Below are 18,062 nucleotides of genomic sequence, written 5' to 3'. Positions count from 1 at the left end.
CCGACCGCGAATTCCCGGGAGTGCCTCGCATGGGGACGAATGGATCGACCATGCTCGAGCCGTTACGGCAGGGCCTTCCGCCGCTGGATCCCGCGGCCGTGTCCGACGCCGCCTCCTGCGCCCTTCCCGCCCGCTACGAAGCGGTGCGCGACGCCCGGCAGTTCACCCGCAGAACGCTCGACCAGTGGGATCTCGGCGAGCGCTTCGACGACGTCTGCCTCGTCGTGTCGGAACTGGTCACCAACGCCCTGCGGCACGCCCTGCCGCCGCACCACGCGCGCGTGCCCGAACAGCAGCCTCCCGTACGGCTGCACCTGATGCGGTGGACCGAGCGGCTGGTGTGCGCGGTGCGCGACCCCAGCAAGGAGTCGCCCGTCGCGCGGGAGACCGACGACTTCTCCGCGGAGTCCGGCCGCGGGCTGTTCCTCGTCGACTCCTTCAGCGACAGCTGGGGCTGGCACCCGCTCGCCGGCACGCTGGGCGGCAAGGTGGTCTGGGCCCTCTTCCGGCTGCATCCCTGCGGCGACTGACGATCCGCGGCACGTTCCGGTGCCGCGGATCTACGCGCGTCACTGTGCGTCGTGCGATCGTCACCGGGCGTTGCGCCCTCTGCCGGAGCGGCGTGCGCGTCAGCCCGCTATCAGGTGGTCGAACTCCCCGTCCTTGACCCCGAGCAGCATCGCCTCGATCTCCGCCCGGGTGTAGACGAGCGCCGGGCCGTCGGGGAACCGGGAGTTCCGCACGGCCACGTCACCGCCCGGCAGCCGGGCGAACTCCACGCAGGACCCCTGCGAGTTGCTGTGCCTGCTCTTCTGCCAGGCCACCCCGTGCAGCCGCGTGGCGGCGATGCCGTTGTACACGCCGGACGCGTCGTGTGCGTCGTACACGTCGTGATCCACAGGTCGCTCCCCGGTGGTGCACTGGCTGATGTGGCCATTGGTGCGGTGGTCAATGCATGGGTCAACTGAGCCGGATCATAGCTGTGTTCACGTGCAGATGCATGGGCAGATGCACGTGCACGCGGGGTGTTCCTCCGGTTACAGCTTTTGACGGACGCTTTACCGAAATCGTTCCAGCGTCTGCCCCAGGGACCGCATGACATGCGTCCTCCAGCCCCCGCCCATGATCCGGCGCGCCATCAGCTGCGCCGGGTCGTCCGGATCGAACCCCTCGTGTACTAGGAAGAGACGCGTACCGCGCCCTTCCTGTTCCAGGGTCCACGTGATCGTCCAGTCGGCGGGATTCGCCGGATCGGCGTCGGCCCAGCGGAGGGAGAGCGTCCGCGGGGTGTCGTAGGCGAGGACCTCCACCTCGACGACGCCGGAGAAGCGGGAGTTGGGCCGGGGCACCGAGGTCATCCGGTAGCGGTGGCCGACCTCCAGCCGGAAGTACTCGGAGCCGGGCATCTGCCACTGCGCGAGCAGCTCGGGGTCAGTGAGGGCGCGCCAGACCTTGGCGGGCGGGTGGGGGAAGAACTGGTCGACGCGGATGGTGGTGAGGTCGTCGTCACCGTCGTCGGGGGCTGGGGCGTTCAGGTCGCCGGAGGGCCGGGCGCTCGGGTCGTCGGAGGGCCGGGCGTTCAGGTCGTCCGGAGGTGGGGAGTCCGGGTTGCCCGAGGGTGGGGAGTCCGGGTCGTCCGGAGGTGGGGAGTTCGGGTCGTCCGGGGGCGGCGGGGTGTTCATGGGCGGTCATCGTCGGGCATGCGGTCGAGCAGGGCGCCGAGGCCCTTCATACGGTCGCGCCAGAACCGCTCGTAAGGGTGCAGCCAGTCCTGCACCTCCGCCAGGGGCGCGGCCTCCAGGCGGTAGATGCGCTGCCGCCCGGAGCGCTGCTCGGAGACGAGGCCGGCGTCCTTGAGCACCTTCAGATGCTCGGACAGGCTCGGCCGGCGCATGGCGAAGTGGTCGGCCAGGGCCTGCACGGGCTGGGGCCCGCCGTCGCGCAGCAGGCGCAGCACCTCGCGGCGCGTGGCGTTGGCGAGCGCGGCGAAGACACGGTCCTCGGCGGCGGCGGACGTCCCGTTCATGGCCCCGTCAGAAGCCTTCCTTCTCGGTGAGCAGCATCAGACCGTTGCCGTCGGGGTCCGTGAAGGAGGCCATCCGGCCCCACGGCACGTCGTCCGGGCCCTGAACCGCGGTGCCCGCCGCGGTGAGCCGGGCGCAGTCGGCGTCGACATCGGTCGTGACCAACATGATCCCCCGGGCCGAGCCGGGCTCGAAACCGCCCATGTCCGGTCCGGAGAGCGTGAAGACGGTCTGGGCACCCTTGGGCGCGACCTGGAGCCAGCGGCCGGGCGGCATCTGCCGGTCGACGACGACCTCGAAGCCGAGGACGTCCGTGTAGAAGCGCAGGGCGCGGTCCTGGTCGGTGACGGGAAGGGTGACGAAGGAGGCGTGGGTGATGGTCATACGACGACGATAGGTAGGCGTTTCCCTACGTGTCAAACGTAGGGAAACGCCTACCCGTGGATCCGGGGCGGGGTGGCTGCCGGGGGTGCGGAAGGCGTCTTGGTAGCTTGCCGGGGGCTTGGGGCGGGTCCGGTCTGCTTGACTCGGTCCGGTGGCTTGCCGCGGACTTCCGGCCGTCGCGGCCGTTCGACCACACCTAGGGGGTTCCAAGTGACCACGGTGATCTTCCCGCGTCCGTCCCGCCGTCCGTCGGGGGGTGCGGCCCGTCGGCGGGTACGGGGTACGGCCCTCGCCGTCGGTGTCGCGGTGGCGGGCGCGGTGCTGCTGTCGGCGTGCAGTGACGGCGGCGGCTCGGACGACGGGGCCGACGGTGGCGGCTCGCCCACGGCCGGCCCCTCGTCGACGGCGACCGCCGGGACGGGCGGCGACACGGGTGGGGGCACCGCGGCGCCGAGCGCGTCCGGCGGCGGTCTGGAGGGCAGCTGGCTCGCCACGACCGGCGGCAAGGCGGTGGTGCTGGTGGTCACCGGCACGGACGCCGGGGTGTTCACGACCGGCGGCACCGTGTGCAGCGGCAGCGCCGGAACCGCGTCCGGCGCCCGGACGATCCGTCTGAAGTGCAACGACGGCAGCACCGACCGTACGTCGGGCACGGTCGCCGCCCTCGGCAAGAGCAGTCTGAAGATCACCTGGAAGGGCGGTCTCGGCACGGAGACGTTCACCCGGGCCGAGGGCGCCGAACTGCCGCCGGGGCTGCCCACGCCGAGCCTCGGCAGCTGATACTCCGTTCGGCTGAACGGCAGGGTACGCGCGCGGGGCGGGCGGGAATGCGGGATGATCCTCAGGCACCGCCACGACCTCAGGGGAACCCACTCATGCGCGTCCTGCCGATCAGTGTCACCGCCGTAGCCGCGGCCCTCCTTCTCACCGCCTGCGGGAGCGGCGACGGCGACCCGTCCGGCTCCGGTTCCGCGTCCGGGTCCGCGTCCGGCGGCGGCAAGAACGGGGACACCGCCGCCTGCCGGATCAGTGACGTCGGCCTGGAGGTCGGGCCGGTCAGCGCCGCTCCGGCGGCCGGGGACACCGGCACGGTGACCGTCACGCTCACCGGCCGCGGCACCGACTGCACGCTGGACGGCTTCCCGCAGGTCACGCTCGCCGCGGCCGGCACCGACGCCGAGGTCCCGGCGGACAAGGCCGCGCAGGGCCAGCAGCTGACGCTCGCCAAGGACACCACCGCGTCCTTCACGATCACCTACGTGCGCGGCGGGGCCGGCGCGAGCCTCCCGGTCGACAAGCTGACCGTGAGCCTGCCGGGCGCGTCGGACGCGCAGAGCTTCCCGTGGACGTACGGCCCTGTCGTCTCCGGCAGCAAGGGCGTTCCCGACGCGTCGGTGAGCGCCTTCCAGCAGGCGGGCGACTGACGGGGCCCCCTGTCCGCCGGCCTCGGGACAGCCGTACCGGGGTCAGGGCAGTCGGCGGCGGGGTGTCACCTGGGCGCGGTCGGCCGCTTCGGCGCCCTCGGTCCAGCCGGCCGCGTCGCTCACGCCGCGCAGCCGGGTCGCGACCGTCTCCGGGAACATCCGGTCGGTCGCAGCGGCGACGGCGACCTCGCGGGAGGCGAGGACCGGCAGCAGCTCGGCGCCGGCCCCGCTGTCGGCGACGGCCTCCTCGGCGGCCGCCGCCAGGCGTATGCCGATGCGGTGGGCGTAGGCGGCCAGGAAGGACTGCCGGAAGGTCTTCGTCCGCTTGCGTCCGCCCCGGCGCTGCGCCGCCTCCGCCCTGGTCAGCGCCGTATGGGCTTGTACCAGGAGCGAGGTGTGCAGCAGCTCCACGGCCTCCAGGTCCGCCTCGTGGCCGACGACCGTGGAGAAGCCGAGCGCTTCGTTCCACACCGCGCGGCAGTGGTTGGCGCGGGCGACCGCGTCCAGCAGGACCGCCTTGGCCTGCTCGTACGGCGGCTCGACGCCGATGCGGCAGGCGCCGGGCGCGTCCGGGTCGGCGTCGCGCGCGGCGAGCAGCGCCTCGTCCACGCTGTGCCGGGCCATCAGCTCCTGCGCCTTGGCGGTGAGCGCCTCCGCCTCCTCCGGATACCCGGTCGCCTCCGCCTTGGCGAGCAGTGCGCGGATGCGGGTGAGCATGCGGGAGTCCGCGGCGGCGTTCCGGTGCGGGGACGGGTGCCGGCGCGGTTCCTCGAGGGATTCCAGCGTGGGCAGCCGCAGCAGCAGGCGGTACAGCTCCAGGACGGTGGTCGCGTGGGTGAAGCGGTCGGTGCGGGGCGGCTCCTCGGTGGGCAGCGCGTCGAGCTGCGCCGCCCAGCGCCGGCCGCGCGGGCGGTCGTCGGGCGCCTGCGCGCGGATCAGCGCCGCGGCGAGGCGCACATGGGGGTCGTCCAGTTCGCGCCGCACGATGCGGTCGACGTCGGCGGGCTGCCAGCCGCGCCGCCAGGCCGCCGCGACGAACTCCCGCCCGCGCAACGCCACTTCCGCGTCCGCCGCGGGGTCGGCCGCGAGGAGGGACGCGCCGGTGTCGAGGCCGGCGTCCCCCGCGTCGTACAGGGCGGCCGCGAAGGCTCGGTCGACGGTGTCCGTCGGGCTGTCGGTGCTGCTCACCCGTCGATCGTGACACGGGGCACCGACAACGCCGTATCCGCGCCCCGGAGATGTCAACCACGGGTTGACGCATGCGCGCTGTCAACCTACGGTTGACACATGTCGACGAACCCGAACGTCACCTCATCCGTACGTCTCGACGACCTCATCGCGGCCATCAAGAAGGTCCACGAGGAACCGCTCGACCAGCTCCAGGACGCGGTGATCGCCGCGGACCACCTCGGCGACGTGGCCGATCACCTCATCGGTCACTTCGTCGACCAGGCACGCCGCTCCGGCGCCTCCTGGACCGACATCGGGCGGAGCATGGGCGTCACCCGGCAGGCCGCCCAGAAGCGGTTCGTGCCCAAGGAGTCGGCCGACCTCGACCCCAGCCAGGGCTTCAGCCGGTACACCCCGCGCGCCCGCAACGTGGTGATGGCCGCCCACAACGAGGCGATCGCCGCCCGCAACCCCGAGGGCCGCCCCGAGCACCTGGTCCTCGGCCTGCTGGCCGAGCCGGAGGCGCTGGCCGCCAAGGCGATCACCGCGCAGGGCGTCCTCCTGGACAGCGTGCGCCAGGCCGCCACCGCCGCCCTGCCGCCGCCCGCCGAGGAGGTCCCGGACCTCGTCCCCTACGGCTCCGACGCCAAGAAGGTCCTCGAACTCACCTTCCGCGAGGCCCTGCGCCTCGGCCACAACTACATCGGCACCGAACACCTCCTCCTCGCCCTGCTGGAGTTCGAGAACGGCGCGGGGGTCCTGTCGGACCTCGGCATCGCCAAGGACCCGGCGGAGGAATGGGTGCTCGCGGCGCTGGAGAGTATCAAGATCGCTTTCGACGAGCAGGGCTGAAGCAGGGCTCGGGGGCGCGACGCGGCGAGCTGGGCCCACGTTGTCCCTGCGAGCGGGGCCGACGCCGGCCCGACGGGGAAGGTCCGCGCCGGGCGGGCCGGTGGCCTCGTGAGGGGTCGTTGTCAGACCCTGCTGCCACACTCGCAGCATGACCGACCGCTGGGCGCTCGCTCCGGCCGAGGACGGTGGCGTGGAGATCGCCCCCCTCGGTCCGGACGGGCTGCCCGGCGGTCCGGTGCGCCGGGAGGACGACCTGGCCCGGGCGGTGCGCGAGCGGCCGCACGTGTCCCGCTGGGTCTGGCGCTCGACGGCCGAGGTGTATCCGCGCCTGCTCGCCACGGGGGTGCGAGTGGAGCGGTGCTACGACATCGAGGACGCCGAGACGCTCCTCCTGGGCCACGAGGGGCGGTACGGGGAGCCGCGCTCGGCCGCGGCCGCCCTGGCCCGGCTGCGCGGCACCCCCGTACCGCCCGATCCGCCCCAGCGCGCGGCCGAACCGGGCGCCCAGTCCTCCCTGTTCGAGCCGCGGGGCGTCCACCTGCCGCTCGCCGACCTGCTGGAGGTCTACGCCGAGCAGCAGCGGCGGCACGACCGGGCCGAGCACCCCGACCGGATGCGGCTGCTGACGGCCGCCGAGTCGGCGGGGACGCTGGTCGCCGCCGAGCTGAACCACACGGGCCTGCCCTGGCGGGCCGACGTCCACCGCGAGGTGCTGCACGACCTGCTCGGCGAGCGCTATCCGGGCGGCGGCGAGCCGCGCCGCCTGGCCGAGCTGGCCGACGAGGTCTCCGCCGCCTTCGGGCGGCGTGTGCGCCCCGACCTGCCCGCCGACGTCGTCAAGGCCTTCGCCCAGGCCGGGATCAAGGTCAGGTCGACCCGCCGCTGGGAGCTCCAGTCGGTCGACCACCCGGCCGTGAAGCCCCTGCTGGAGTACAAGAAGCTGTACCGCATCTGGGTGGCGCACGGCTGGAGCTGGCTCCAGGACTGGGTGCGCGAGGGCCGGTTCCGCCCCGAGTTCCTCGCGGGCGGCACGGTCACCGGCCGCTGGGTGACCAACGGCGGCGGCGCCCTGCAGATCCCCAAGGTCATCCGGCGCGCGGTGATCGCCGACCCCGGGTGGCGGCTCGTGGTCGCCGACGCCGACCAGATGGAGCCGCGGGTCCTCGCCGCGATCTCCCGGGACCCCGGCCTGATGGAGGTGGCCGGCCGGGAGACCGACCTCTACCAGTCCGTCTCCGACCGCGCCTTCTCCGGCGACCGCGCCCAGGCCAAGCTGGCGGTCCTCGGCGCGGTCTACGGCCAGACCTCCGGGGACGGCCTGAAGAACCTCGCCGCCCTCAGACGCCGCTTCCCGAAGGCCGTGGCGTACGTCGACGAGGCGGCCCGGGCCGGCGAGGAGGGGCGGCTGGTGCGCACCTGGCTGGGCCGAACCTGCCCGCCGGCAGCAGGGGCGCGGGAGGACGCGGCGGAGGAGGCGGGCATCCCGGAGCCCGGCGGAAGCGGGGCCGGGACCGGCGCCGAGGAGGACGGCGACACCGCCTGGGTGCCGGGGTACGCCTCCACCAACGCCCGCGCCCGCGGCCGTTTCGCCCGTAACTTCGTCGTCCAGGGCAGCGCCGCCGACTGGGCCCTGCTGCTGCTCGCCGCGCTGCGGCAGCGGACCGCGGACATGGCGGCCGAGCTGGTCTTCTTCCAGCATGACGAGGTGATCGTGCACTGCCCGGCCGAGGAGGCCGACGCGGTGGTCGCGGCGATCCGGGAGGCGGCGGAGCTGGCGGGGCGGCTGACGTTCGGCGAGACGCCGGTGCGGTTCCCGTTCACGACAGCGGTGGTGGAGTGTTATGCGGACGCCAAGTGAGAGCCGGTGGGCGGCCGGGACGCCAAGTGAGCCGGCCAGGAGCCGGGTTCAGCCGACGGAAGCGCCGTCGAGCAGAGCCCTCAGCTCCTCGACGACCGCCTTCTCGTCCGTCCCGTCGAGCGCGGTGAGGGCGGTGCGCCACGCGGCGCGCGCCTCGGCCGTCCGCCCCTGCTCGTGCAGGAGCAGACCCTCCTCGTGCCGGGCGAGACCGCCGGAGTAGCAGTCGGCGCGTGCCGCGGCACGCGCCAGCAGCTCGGCGCACTCCCGGGCGGCACGGTCGGCGCGGCCGAGCAGGCGCAGCGCGCGGACCAGGCCGAGCCGGGTCTGCGACTCGCCGTGCCAGTCGCCGTGGTCGCCGAGGATGCGCAGGCTCTCCTCGAAGTGCGGCAGGGCGGCGGCCGGTTCGCCGAGGGAGAGGTGGGCGTGGCCGATGTTGCAGTGCGCCGAGTGCTGCACGATCACGTTGCCGATGGCGTCCCCGATGGCCAGAGAGCGCCGGTGCTGCTCGATGGCGGCGCGCGGGTCGGTGTGCTCGTACAGGTTGCCGAGGTGGCTGCGGGTGACGGCCTCGCCGTAGGGGTCGTCCAGCTCCCGTGAGTAGGCGAGGCTCTGCCTCAGTGCCTCGCCCGACTCGGCGTAGCGGCCGAGGCCTTCGAGCAGCAGGCCGCGGTTGTTGAGGCAGCGCCGCATCCAGGAGACGTGGTCGAGCCGGCGCCAGATGCGCAGGGCGCGGTCGTTGAGGGCGAGGGCCTCGCTGTGCCGGCCGGTCAGGAAGTGCAGGCCCGCGACGTCGACGAGGGCGTGCGCCTCGGCGGCCGGGTCCCGCAGCTGCCGCGCCGCGGCGAGCGCGGCCCGCCCGAGCACCTCCATCTCGGCCACCCGGCCGCCGCGCTGGAGGCAGGGGGAGAGAAGACGCAGCAGCGTGGAGACACGGGCGGCGGCGGGTTCCGCGGGGGCGTACATGCTCCGCTTCACCAGCGCCACGATGTTCTCCCACTCGGCGTCGGCCCAGGCGAAGGCCGCCGCGGCGTCGGGGAAGGGCGCCAGGGCGGCCACCCGCGCGGCGTGCCCGGGCGGCTGCGCGGCGGTCGGCGCCCGCCGGTCCTCCAGATCGAGCCCCCCTTCGACGATCGCCCCGAGCACCCGCTCGGCGACGGCCGCGTACCAGTCGAGGGCGGAGAGGGGGGCGGCGTCGGAGGCGTGCCCGTCCTGGTCAGGAGCAGGATCAGGGGCAGAGTCGGAATCGGAATCGGCGTCAGCGGCATCATGGGCGGCCGAGGCCGTCGTAGCCGCCCGGTCAGGTCCCGGCAGCGACAGTTCGCGGGCGAAGTCGCGGACCAAGTCGTGGGGGGCGTAGCGGCCGTACGTCGTCTCCTCCAGGAGTGCCACGTCCACCAGGCGGTCGAGCGCGGCCTCCGCGCGGCGTTCGTCGGTGCCGATCAGGTGGGCCACCAGGGGCGCACCGTAGGCGGGCAGGTCCAGCGCGCCGATGTGGCGCAGGGCGACGGCCGCGTCCCGGTCGGCCTCCCGCTGTCCGCCGGCGAGCGCGTCGTGGGCGACCGCCAGGGAACGGCGGACGCTCAGGTCGTCGTACTCCAGATGCGGCAACCGGCTCTCGGTCGCCGCGAGTTGGCCCGCCAGTACGTCGGGGGTCAGCGCGCGGCGTGCCGCCAGCCGGGCCGCGACGACGCGCAGCGCGAGGGGCAGCCGGCCGGTGAGGTCGACGAGCGGGTGGTCGGCGTCCAGGCCGTCCCGCCCGGACACCGCCCGCAGCAGCGCCGCGCTGTCCTGCGCCGACAGCGGGGCGAGCGGCACGCGGTGGGCGCCGTCGAGGGTGGTCAGCGGGGAACGGCTGGTGACGATGACCGCGCAGCCCGGCCCGGCCGGAAGCAGCGGCCGTACCTGCGCGGCGCTCGCCGCGTCGTCCAGCACCAGCAGGGTGCGGGTCGGCGCGAGCAGCGAGCGCAGCAACGCCGCTGCGGCGTCCGGGTGTTCGGGGATACGACGTGGATCGGCGCCCACGTCCCGCAGCAGCGCGGCGAGCGCCTGGCCGGAGGTGAGCGGGGCCATGCCGGGGGTCGCGCCGTGCAGATGGACGTAGAGCTGACCGTCGGGGAAACGTTCCCTCAGCTCATGCGCGAGGTGCAGCGCGACGGCGCTCTTGCCGACGCCCGCCGTACCCGTGATGACGGTGACGACCCCGGCGCCGGTCAGCGCGGCACGCAGGTCGGCCAGGACGGTACGGCGGCCGGTGAAGTGCGCGGGTGGGGGCGGGAGCTGGGCAGGGCGGGGGAAGCGGGAGGGCTTGGCGGGCGGCACGGAGGAGGTGGGGCCGGCGGGGACGGTGGCGGCCGGCCGGGGCTCCGCGACCTCCCGGGGCTCCGCGGCCTCCCGGGACTCCGCGGCCCTCGCGACCGGCGCGGCCGGTGCAACGGGCGGGACCGGCAGACCCGACACACCCGGCACACCCGGCACACCCGGCGTAACCGGCGCGTCCGGCGCGCCCGGCATCGGCGCAGACACGCGAGCCGAGGGACCGGTCCGCGCACCGCCGATCTCGCCGTGGCCGTGCCCCTCCGCCCCCCGCAGCACCTCCAGGTGCGCCGCCCGCACCGCGGGCCCCGGCTCGACGCCGAGTTCGTCCAGCAGGCGGGCGCGCAGGTCACGGTGGACGGCGAGGGCCTCGGCGCTGCGGCCGGTGCGGTGCAGGGCGAGCATCAGCTGCCGGTGGCAGGCCTCCCGCAACGGGTGGCCGGCGGCCAGCGCGGCCAGCTCGGGTACGAGGGCGTCCAGCCGGTCGCCGCCGACGGCCAGCTCGGCGTCGTACCGGAGTTCGAGCAGCAGCAGCCTGGCCTCTTCGAGGCGCTGGACGAGGGAGTGACCGCCCAGCTCGTGCGGCAGCCCGCTGAAGGGAGTGCCGCGCCAGAGGGCGAGGCCGGCGGCGCTCTCGCGCAGGACGCGTTCCCAGGCGCGGGCGGCATGGGCGCCGCGGGCCGCGGTGAGGTGGCGTTCGAAGACACGGACGTCCAGTTCGCCGGGCTCGACGCGCAGCAGGTAGCCCGGCGGTACGGAGCGCAGCCGGTCCGGTTCGTCGAGGAGGCGGCGCAGGCGCGTGATGTGGTTGTGCAGGGAGGCCTGGGCGGAGGCGGGCGGATGGGCGTCCCACAGCGCCTCTTTGAGCGCCTCGACGGAGACGACGTGCCCGGCCTCCAGCAGCAGCGCGGCCAGCAGGGCGCGGAGCTTGGGGCTGCCGATGGGGCGGAGGACGGGGGTGCAGGCATGAGAGCCGTCACGCTGGGCAGGAATATCGCGCGAGGGAGCGTCGGACGGCTCGGGCAGTCCGTAGAGGGCGGGCGGTCCCAGCAGGCCGAACCGCAGCGCGTACCGCTTCACGCCGCTCCACTGCCTTCCCGCGCGCCCGCGCCGGATCGCGCCGCCCGGCGGTCGCCCGCCGCTCCGGCGGTTGTCCGCCACCCAGAACCGTTGGCCATATGTTAGCGATCCGTTGGCGGAATCTGATGTGATCATTACACCGTTTCCGGTCCCGACGGTGCGCGCGTTGATCGCGTTGCTCGGGGGAGTGTCGCCGCCGCGGCCGGATCCGGGGGACGTACGGGGGCTCCGGTCGGCGAGGTGAACGGCCGGGGTCCCTGTCCCGCAGCAGCGGAGCGGCGTACCGGACCGGTCAGAGGACCGGCGGACGCCCCAGGCGGGTCAGCCGCCACACCGTGCGCCAGCGCATGGGCCGGCGCTCGCCGGCCGGTTCGCGCAGGCCCTCCAGAAATCCGCCGAACCAGGCCCGCAGCCCGCCGAGCGAACGCGTCCGCAGCAGCGTGACGGCGATCCAGACGCCCAGGTGGACGGGGATCAGCGGCAGCGGCAGCCGGCGGCGGACCAGCCAGACGCGGTTGCGGGCGGTGACGCGGTAGTAGATGGCGTGCCGGGCGGGCGAGGTCTTGGGGTGCTGGAGCAGCAGTTCGGGCGCGTAGAGGATCTTCCAGCCGGCGTCGGCGGCCCGCCAGGCCAGGTCGGTCTCCTCGTGGGCGAAGAAGAACTCGGCGGGCCAGTCGCCGATCTCGTTCAGCATCGCCATGCGGAAGGCGTGCCCGCCGCCGAGGAAGCCGGTGACGTAGCCGCCGCGCAGGGGGTCGGCGTTGCCCGCGCGCGGCACGTGACGGCGCTGGGTCTCGCCGTTCTCGTCGGCGATGCGGAAGCCGACGATGCCGAGGCGCGGGTCGGCGGCGAAGTGGTCGCGTACGCGGCGCAGGACGTCGGCGTCGACGAGGAGGCCGTCGTCGTCCAGCTCGACGACGACGTCCGTGTCGCCGTACTCGCGCAGGCGGGCGAGGGCGACGTTGCGACCGCCGGGGCAGCCGAGGTTCTCGTCGGTCTCCAGGACGGTGACCTCGCCGGGCAGGGAGAGGCGGCGCGCGAACTCGGGCAGCCGGCAGCCGTTGCCGACGATCACGATGCGGGCGGGCGGCACGTCCTGTTTGGCCACGGACTCCAGCAGGGCGTCGACCTCCGCGGGCCGGTTGCCCATGGTCACCACGGCGACCGCGATCCTCGGCTCCTGCACGTCCCTCACCAACCCCATCCGGCCGCCGACGACGACGCGTCCCTGGCGCGCGCCGCCCGTCGTTCACCAAGATGTTGCCTCAAGGGAGCGGGTTGTCCTGACGCCGGATCACTTTGCATCCCGTTTGCGCCGATTTTCCCTTCGGCGCACGAACTTCAGCCCCGACCAGTCCTCCCCCAGCGCGGCCACCTTCACGTCGACGACGCCGAGGGGCAGGAAGAGCTCCCGCAGCGCGTCCTCGGTGAGGTCGCTGACATGGCCGGCGGCCTTGCGGGGCCAGGCGATCCACAGCATCGCCGTATCCGCGAGACCACCGACGAGCCCGGCCGCCTCGGCGGCAAGCGTCGCGCGCTCCCGGTAGAAGGCGATCAGGACATCCGCACCCCGCGCCCCGGCGCCGCCGTGTACCGATCCGGCGTCAGCGTCGACCACGGCCCCCTCCGGCAGCCCGGGAATCACCCACCCGCCGGGTGCGTGCCGCAGCCGTACCCGGTGCCCGGGCTTGATCCCGATCTTCCTGGCGAGCGGCGTACCGGCGTATCCGCCACCGCTCCGTGCCCCGCCGTCCGGCATGCCCAGCACCTCCTCGGCGCGACCCGTCCACGTCGTCGCATCCGCTGGACGAAAAAACCCCAGGTCGGAAGTGATCCGGCCTGGGGTTCCAGTGGAGCCGCTTTCGGGATTCGAACCCGAGACCTACGCATTACAAGTTGCCCGATCTCATTCTGAGGGTGTCCGCCGCCGTCTGTCGTGCGGCTCCTCCCTGCTCAATGGCCTTGCCGGGACGTTAACGGATGCGAGGGGATCACCTCGGAGTCAACCGCAAACGAGACCAGGACTGAGACCGCCCAGCCGAAGGCACACGTTGTCCCCTGAGCACCCCTACATGCCAACCGGCCCCAGGCCGGCTTCGGCTTGGGGCCTGGCTGACAGTGTCTTTGCTTGGGTCTCTAAACGCTGTCCCCTAATTGATCACGGTCGTGCTTGCTGCTGACCTGCCTGGCTCTGGGTTCGGCCGACGAGGGCGACGCTACGAAGACGGACGAACCTTGGTCAGCGGAGTCCGGCCCCGTCTCGACCAGGTCCTCCCCTTTTTGCCGAACTGATCACCGCCGCACACCGGCAGCTCGACATCATCGCCGGGACCGGACTGGGGGCTGGAGCCCTCGTAACCCAGTCGCCCAACCCTTTCACCTCGGCTTCTACGGCTCCTCCTCATTCAGCAACCGTGACCACCCGAGGCTACACTTAAAGAGAGGATCCGCCGCGTAGAAAGGCAGGGTCATGGACCTTAGCGATCCTGATGGCAAGAATCAGCCCATCAACGACCAGACACTTCAACGTATCGGTACGGTGCGGGCGTACTCGACCGCAATTCTCTTCGCGGGCGGAAACTCAGACTGGGAACAGGCTGGCATTGTCTACATCAACGGAGTACGCCAGGCGGAACAGATAGGAAACTTCAGTCGCCCGACTCTGTTTGGCATCGGGGAGAAAACCTTCAATCAGGAGATTGCGGTCGCCGGTTGGCACAAGCGGGGCGCCCCTTCCGACGACCTCCCATGGACGGCGTCGCGCGGGCAGGTACAAGATACGAATGGTCGGTGGGATGACTCCTGGGGCGACTTGGACTTCAACGACTTCACAGCAGAGCTGACCCCTCTCACCGGTACGGTCCACCCTATTGGTGAGTGATTATCTCGACGCGCATCGTCATCCCGAAATCCGTCGCCTGCGCGAAAGAACGTCGCCCACTGCCGCTCCTCAATGCCGCCCACGCAATCAGCCGTCCAGGATGCGGCGCCTCGATCACGCCAGCCACATCCGATGAACAGCCAGTTACGGGACAACCCTTAGGCCGCCTACGCGTTTTGCGTTGGGTTCAGGGCAGCGTCCCCCCTGCGCGGGCCTGGAACGTTCGTGGCTTGCTCATCCACCCCGTCCTCGTCATCCGGCAAGAGAAGCGTCGGCGTCGCGCCCGGATACTTGCGTACGAGGTACTCCAGGGCGTGTTCGTCCGTCGACTGATAGTCGAGCCAATCCCGGTAGAAGTGAAGCCTTTGCTTGCATTCCTGGATGACTTCGCTCCACTCACGCACCCACAGCCGGACGTTAGCGCCGATCGCGGCTGCCTGACCGGGAGGAAGGTGAGATTGCCGGGTCAGACTGCGCAGGCTTTCGTCCATACTGTTGCCGACCAGCCAAAAGTCCCAGTTAGCGCCCGTAGCCTTGAATCGCTCGTCACCGATCACAGTGGTCGCGTACTTGACGAGCTGACTAAACTCCGCCATCCCGAGCGTAACGCTAGGCCGTTTTAGCTCTACGACGAGATGGTGCGGCTTCTGCACCCACACAGTTGTCTTGGAGAGCATAAGGTCCACCCTGCCGACATTTCCGTGCGGCAGACGTACACTGGTGTCGACCGGCTCCGGCTCCCTCAAGATGGAAAGGTGTTTACGCAGGACTTCTGAGAGGCCACGCTCGCTGACCATCAAGGAGTATTCCTCTCCAAAGACCCAAGCCTCGTTCTCCAGGATCTTATGGAGCTGATCACGCTCCCGCGTAACCTTCTTAGCTTCGGTGTCGAAGAGAAGGATTTCCAGGGCACGAAGAAAGTCAAGACGGTCGGTCACCTCTGTAGAGGTGCGGATTAGCGAGGTAAGGCTTGTCCGCTGCAAAAGGAGGCCGAGTTCCTCTTTCTCCTGGCGGGACAGAGCGAAGACCTTCTCTAGAATCTCCGGAGTGTGATCCGGTTTGGCCGCGAGCGTCTCCTTCAAGAGACCCAGAGTGGCCTTTTTCGCCTTAAGGGATTTCGGGATATGTTTAGCTACAGTCGTGGCTACCGTAGCGAAGGCTTCCCGTTCGGTGATTTCCGCAGGCTCTGTAGCGACCCCCTGGTAGGGGTACACATCCTCCCGCTGCCACTCCAGTACCTGTTCGCGACGGCGATCGTCAACCCTTTTCCGGAAGTGCTCGCGCAGCTGACCTCGGGCCTGTTCTACGACGGCAGAGGCCGGCGAGTCTTCGTCCCAGTCCACCAAAGCCAAATCCTGCGGGCGGTCCTCGAATCCCCGCCAGGAGAGATACGCCGTGAAGTTGAATCCAGGCGCCTGGATCTCTGGACGGAGCTTCACTAGCGGCATCTGCCTGGAATCACACAGAGCCAGTTCGCGCTTAACACCTTTACGCCACTCGATGACCTTCAGCTCAGGGGCGGGGAACTCATTCAACTTCTCAAGCGAGTACGTCTCAGAATATATCTGCACGGCACTCGGATCCACACGAACACCATCGTATGTGATCGCCGTGTCAGTATAGGTTTCCAAATACAGGGCGAACTCGGCCGTCAGCGTCGCCATAACGTTTGATGCGTTCAACAACCGCTCAACGCGAGGAACCTGGCCCCAAGCCTCCACCACGGTGCCGGGCTGCTCATCCGTCAATCCCACTGTATCGATTCGATAATCCCGCATCGCTGCCCGACCAGCCTCGATTACGGTCTTCACCGTCCCATCGATTCCTTGACCCACAGTAATCCAGCGGACTTGCTGACCGAGCGCGAACGCGCGGACACGACCTTGTCCGTTCCTGCCATGCATGGCTCGCCGCTTACCCATAGAGACAAGCGCCGTCTTTTTCCATGAGCCGCCCAGCTTGTCAAAATGAGATGCCACGGATTACGAAGGCATTCCATGGCCGTCATCGGTGACGGTCACCTTGCTGACGCCACCCATCTCGTCACGCTCGATTGCCACATCGACATTAGTCGCGTCAGCGTCTAACGCATTCCAGATAAGCTCAACCACCGCGCCCACCGGATCGTTCAGTTTGGCGACGCCTTCAACGTGGTCCTGCTCGACAGTCAGCGTGATGCTCCCCATAGCCCCTCCCCTGAGCCGCCCAGCGGCGTGATCACCGCTCCGACTACTGTCGGTATCGGCATGATGACGCTCCTTGTGAACCCATGCTCCGCAGATCTTGCCAACGCGTACTAACACAGGGGTTGGAACGTGGGCTGGTCAGGGTGGCGGTGTCCCGCCCAGCTCCACTGGCGCTGATCTCGCACTGTTAGCCCCGAGATGCGCCTAGCGAGGGGTAGCCAGCGCTTCGCCTGATCAAGGTTCGCTGCCTGCTCGGTCCCGCCCGACCTCAGCGACCTCTCGCGGTGGATCGTCGACAGCTCCGGGAAGAGGAGCGTGAGTCGTTTCACGCTGGACCAAGCTGTGGAGGGTGCCGGGCTGGCCGACACCAGGTATCGGAGAGCGCGAGTCGTTTTACGCAGCTAGCCCGGAGGCAGGCGCCGCAAACGTAGCGGTCTGGGCATTGCATTGCCATGCCAATGGCCTACGATGCAGTGGACCCTGTAAGTCTTAAGAGACAAAGATGGGCCCGACGCTGTGGCACCAGCGTCAGGCCCCAAGGGGTCCGGATCGAGCCCGGCCGGCCACCATTCGGTCGGGCTCGTTGCTTGCCCACCGCCGGGTTCAGGCCTCTCGTCAGGACGAGAAGTACCGCACCACTTCCTTGATGACCACGGCGATCACCGGCACCCAATCCGTGATCGCCTGCCGGATCGACAGGCGGCGTTCACACCGAGTGCAGCGACCGCCGACGGATTCCTCCTCGGTCATCTGGTTCCTCTCCCTTCCGTCCCCGAAGTGGCCCTGAGTACAACCCAGGGGTTCGCCTCCACTGGCGAACGACTTCGAAAGACCTCTGAGGGAGGAACCGCGGGCCCAAGCATAGGCGGGAGACGGCAATACAAAGCCCTGAACCGCTGCAAGTTGACACTTGCTACTACGCCGACCGGTGGGAGCATTTTACGTTCGCTAACCCCTGAGCGAAGAAGGCTACATGAATGAATGGAGAGCCAGCTAGGGGTAACTAGGGGTACTTAGACGCTAGGCATTAGCGCTTACAAAGATGTAATCGAGAAGCAGTGGTGCCACGTTTCCCGAGGTCGCGAGCCGGGCAGGGCGCCCCGTCGGCCACAAGGCCTCAAGGCGGTTCAAGGCTCGGTTAGAGAGCCCCGCCGAGGCGCCACCCGGACATTCGATTGCACCGTTTGCCGACGACGCCTCCCCACGAAAGGCGACACAGAGCATCGATGTGACCGACATCACGGCAAAACGGTTCCTGGAAGCCGCCGCCAAACGGCCCACCTTCATGCGGTGGTGCGTCGGGGTCGGCATGGGATTCCGTCAGGGCGAGACACCTGGGCTGCGGTGGCCGTACGTCGACCTGTCCCGAGCGCAAGGACGGTGGCCTGGTCTTCACTCGCCCCAGGAAGAAGGAGAGCCGGAACGCCGTACCGATCCCACCGCCGTTCATCCCCTACCTGCTTGAGCACAAGGCGCAGCAGGAGGAGCTGCGCTCCGCGGCTGGCGAGCTGTGGCAGGACCACGGCGTCGTCTTCTCCCGGTCGGACGGGCACCCGCTCGACCCCCCGACAGGACTGGGCGGAGTTCAAGGAACTGCTCGAAGAGGCGGGCATCGACGACCGCCGCCTGTACGACGGCAGCCGCCACACAGCCGGCACGATCCTGAACGAGCTGGGTGTCGACATGCCCACGATCATGGAGATCCTGCGCCACACCCAGATCAGTCAGACCCGCCGGTACGTGAAGGGACGGTCGCACCTCTCGAAGGATGCGATGCGCCGCGTCGGCGATCACTTCATGCCTCGCCGGAACACGCGACTGAGACCCGAAGTGAGACCCCGGACAGTCGAGCAGAGCGCGCCCGTCGGCGTCGCCGTATCCGCTGAACGA

General features: G+C 70.6%; 17 protein-coding genes and 1 pseudogene. 7 read left to right on the top strand and 11 right to left on the bottom strand.

Annotated features, from left to right (window positions below; translation table 11 throughout):
- Positions 1-29 precede the first annotated feature (29 nt).
- On the top strand, positions 30-530 hold the full coding sequence (locus IE308_RS26205) for an ATP-binding protein (protein ID WP_190219776.1): 501 nt from the start codon (positions 30-32) through the stop codon (positions 528-530).
- A 99-nt stretch (positions 531-629) separates the two neighbouring features.
- On the opposite strand, the gene IE308_RS26200 is transcribed toward IE308_RS26205, so the two are convergent.
- The 4 genes from IE308_RS26200 to IE308_RS26185 all read right to left on the bottom strand — a co-directional run bounded on the left by IE308_RS26200 (position 630) and on the right by IE308_RS26185 (position 2,408).
- On the bottom strand, positions 630-899 hold the full coding sequence (locus tag IE308_RS26200) for a DUF397 domain-containing protein (RefSeq protein WP_110629541.1): 270 nt from the start codon (positions 897-899) through the stop codon (positions 630-632).
- Positions 900-1,058: 159 nt separating this feature from the next.
- The gene (locus tag IE308_RS26195) at positions 1,059-1,535 is read right to left on the bottom strand and encodes an SRPBCC family protein (protein WP_229909140.1); all 477 of its coding nucleotides are present in this window, start codon (positions 1,533-1,535) and stop codon (positions 1,059-1,061) included.
- Between the two features lie 143 nt (positions 1,536-1,678).
- Complete coding sequence (locus tag IE308_RS26190) at positions 1,679-2,026, bottom strand: ArsR/SmtB family transcription factor (protein ID WP_110629539.1); 348 nt, start codon at positions 2,024-2,026, stop codon at positions 1,679-1,681.
- A gap of 7 nt (positions 2,027-2,033) precedes the next feature.
- A complete protein-coding gene (locus tag IE308_RS26185; RefSeq protein WP_110629538.1) occupies positions 2,034-2,408 on the bottom strand; it encodes a VOC family protein in 375 nt (124 codons plus the stop codon).
- A gap of 210 nt (positions 2,409-2,618) precedes the next feature.
- Between IE308_RS26185 and IE308_RS26180 the strand changes: the two genes are divergently transcribed.
- Complete coding sequence (locus tag IE308_RS26180) at positions 2,619-3,188, top strand: hypothetical protein (RefSeq protein WP_229909095.1); 570 nt, start codon at positions 2,619-2,621, stop codon at positions 3,186-3,188.
- Positions 3,189-3,283: 95 nt separating this feature from the next.
- Entirely contained in the window at positions 3,284-3,832 is a 549-nt protein-coding gene (locus IE308_RS26175) for a DUF4232 domain-containing protein (RefSeq protein WP_190219774.1), read from the top strand.
- Between the two features lie 42 nt (positions 3,833-3,874).
- On the opposite strand, the gene IE308_RS26170 is transcribed toward IE308_RS26175, so the two are convergent.
- Positions 3,875-5,020 carry a DUF2786 domain-containing protein gene (locus IE308_RS26170; protein ID WP_110629535.1) on the bottom strand — a complete coding sequence of 382 codons (1,146 nt, stop codon included), beginning with the start codon at positions 5,018-5,020 and terminating at the stop codon, positions 3,875-3,877.
- Positions 5,021-5,119: 99 nt separating this feature from the next.
- On the opposite strand from IE308_RS26170, the gene IE308_RS26165 reads away from it, so the two are divergent.
- Together IE308_RS26165 and IE308_RS26160 are read left to right on the top strand one after the other, a co-directional pair.
- Positions 5,120-5,854 carry a Clp protease N-terminal domain-containing protein gene (locus tag IE308_RS26165; RefSeq protein ID WP_190219773.1) on the top strand — a complete coding sequence of 245 codons (735 nt, stop codon included), beginning with the start codon at positions 5,120-5,122 and terminating at the stop codon, positions 5,852-5,854.
- Positions 5,855-6,002: 148 nt separating this feature from the next.
- Positions 6,003-7,712, top strand: a complete 1,710-nt coding sequence (locus tag IE308_RS26160; protein ID WP_190219772.1) for a bifunctional 3'-5' exonuclease/DNA polymerase — start codon at positions 6,003-6,005, stop codon at positions 7,710-7,712.
- 48 nt (positions 7,713-7,760) lie between these two features.
- Here IE308_RS26160 and IE308_RS26155 read toward each other — a convergent pair whose 3' ends face one another.
- The 3 genes from IE308_RS26155 to IE308_RS26145 form a co-directional block, all read right to left on the bottom strand.
- On the bottom strand, positions 7,761-11,105 hold the full coding sequence (locus IE308_RS26155; protein ID WP_229909093.1) for an AfsR/SARP family transcriptional regulator: 3,345 nt from the start codon (positions 11,103-11,105) through the stop codon (positions 7,761-7,763).
- Between the two features lie 292 nt (positions 11,106-11,397).
- Positions 11,398-12,291 carry a glycosyltransferase family 2 protein gene (locus tag IE308_RS26150; protein ID WP_110629531.1) on the bottom strand — a complete coding sequence of 298 codons (894 nt, stop codon included), beginning with the start codon at positions 12,289-12,291 and terminating at the stop codon, positions 11,398-11,400.
- A gap of 108 nt (positions 12,292-12,399) precedes the next feature.
- Complete coding sequence (locus tag IE308_RS26145; RefSeq protein WP_190219770.1) at positions 12,400-12,864, bottom strand: DUF3052 domain-containing protein; 465 nt, start codon at positions 12,862-12,864, stop codon at positions 12,400-12,402.
- A 711-nt stretch (positions 12,865-13,575) separates the two neighbouring features.
- Between IE308_RS26145 and IE308_RS26140 the strand changes: the two genes are divergently transcribed.
- Positions 13,576-13,986: a hypothetical protein gene (locus tag IE308_RS26140; RefSeq protein ID WP_190219769.1), complete on the top strand. Its 411-nt coding sequence runs from the start codon at positions 13,576-13,578 to the stop codon at positions 13,984-13,986.
- A 167-nt stretch (positions 13,987-14,153) separates the two neighbouring features.
- Here the strand turns inward: IE308_RS26140 and IE308_RS26135 are convergent, their stop codons facing one another.
- From IE308_RS26135 to IE308_RS37270, 3 genes are all read right to left on the bottom strand, one after another.
- A complete protein-coding gene (locus IE308_RS26135; RefSeq protein ID WP_190219768.1) occupies positions 14,154-15,797 on the bottom strand; it encodes a histidine kinase in 1,644 nt (547 codons plus the stop codon).
- Between the two features lie 171 nt (positions 15,798-15,968).
- The gene (locus IE308_RS26130; RefSeq protein ID WP_190219767.1) at positions 15,969-16,172 is read right to left on the bottom strand and encodes an ATP-binding protein; all 204 of its coding nucleotides are present in this window, start codon (positions 16,170-16,172) and stop codon (positions 15,969-15,971) included.
- Positions 16,173-16,787: 615 nt separating this feature from the next.
- Positions 16,788-16,922: a hypothetical protein gene (locus IE308_RS37270; RefSeq protein ID WP_268256493.1), complete on the bottom strand. Its 135-nt coding sequence runs from the start codon at positions 16,920-16,922 to the stop codon at positions 16,788-16,790.
- A 463-nt stretch (positions 16,923-17,385) separates the two neighbouring features.
- Here IE308_RS37270 and IE308_RS26125 point away from each other — a divergent pair.
- Positions 17,386-18,058, top strand: a pseudogene (locus tag IE308_RS26125) (tyrosine-type recombinase/integrase); the annotation flags it as partial.
- Between the last annotated feature and the right edge of the window lie 4 nt (positions 18,059-18,062).

It is taken from the genome of Streptomyces griseosporeus, from assembly GCF_014656055.1.
GTDB lineage: Bacteria > Actinomycetota > Actinomycetes > Streptomycetales > Streptomycetaceae > Streptomyces > Streptomyces griseosporeus.
The sequence above is the reverse complement of the archived record's forward strand: the minus strand, read 5'-3'. Positions and strand labels throughout refer to the sequence as shown.

Bases quoted from the DNA above. Each gene is read 5' to 3' on its own strand.
- IE308_RS26190 (WP_110629539.1), bottom strand. From the start codon at position 2,026: ATGAACGGGACGTCCGCCGCCGCCGAGGACCGTGTCTTCGCCGCGCTC.
- IE308_RS26165 (WP_190219773.1), top strand. From the start codon at position 5,120: ATGTCGACGAACCCGAACGTCACCTCATCCGTACGTCTCGACGACCTC.
- IE308_RS26205 (WP_190219776.1), top strand. From the start codon at position 30: ATGGGGACGAATGGATCGACCATGCTCGAGCCGTTACGGCAGGGCCTT.
- IE308_RS37270 (WP_268256493.1), bottom strand. From the start codon at position 16,922: ATGACCGAGGAGGAATCCGTCGGCGGTCGCTGCACTCGGTGTGAACGC.
- IE308_RS26175 (WP_190219774.1), top strand. From the start codon at position 3,284: ATGCGCGTCCTGCCGATCAGTGTCACCGCCGTAGCCGCGGCCCTCCTT.
- IE308_RS26130 (WP_190219767.1), bottom strand. From the start codon at position 16,172: ATGGGGAGCATCACGCTGACTGTCGAGCAGGACCACGTTGAAGGCGTC.
- IE308_RS26145 (WP_190219770.1), bottom strand. From the start codon at position 12,864: ATGCCGGACGGCGGGGCACGGAGCGGTGGCGGATACGCCGGTACGCCG.
- IE308_RS26185 (WP_110629538.1), bottom strand. From the start codon at position 2,408: ATGACCATCACCCACGCCTCCTTCGTCACCCTTCCCGTCACCGACCAG.
- IE308_RS26160 (WP_190219772.1), top strand. From the start codon at position 6,003: ATGACCGACCGCTGGGCGCTCGCTCCGGCCGAGGACGGTGGCGTGGAG.
- IE308_RS26140 (WP_190219769.1), top strand. From the start codon at position 13,576: ATGGACCTTAGCGATCCTGATGGCAAGAATCAGCCCATCAACGACCAG.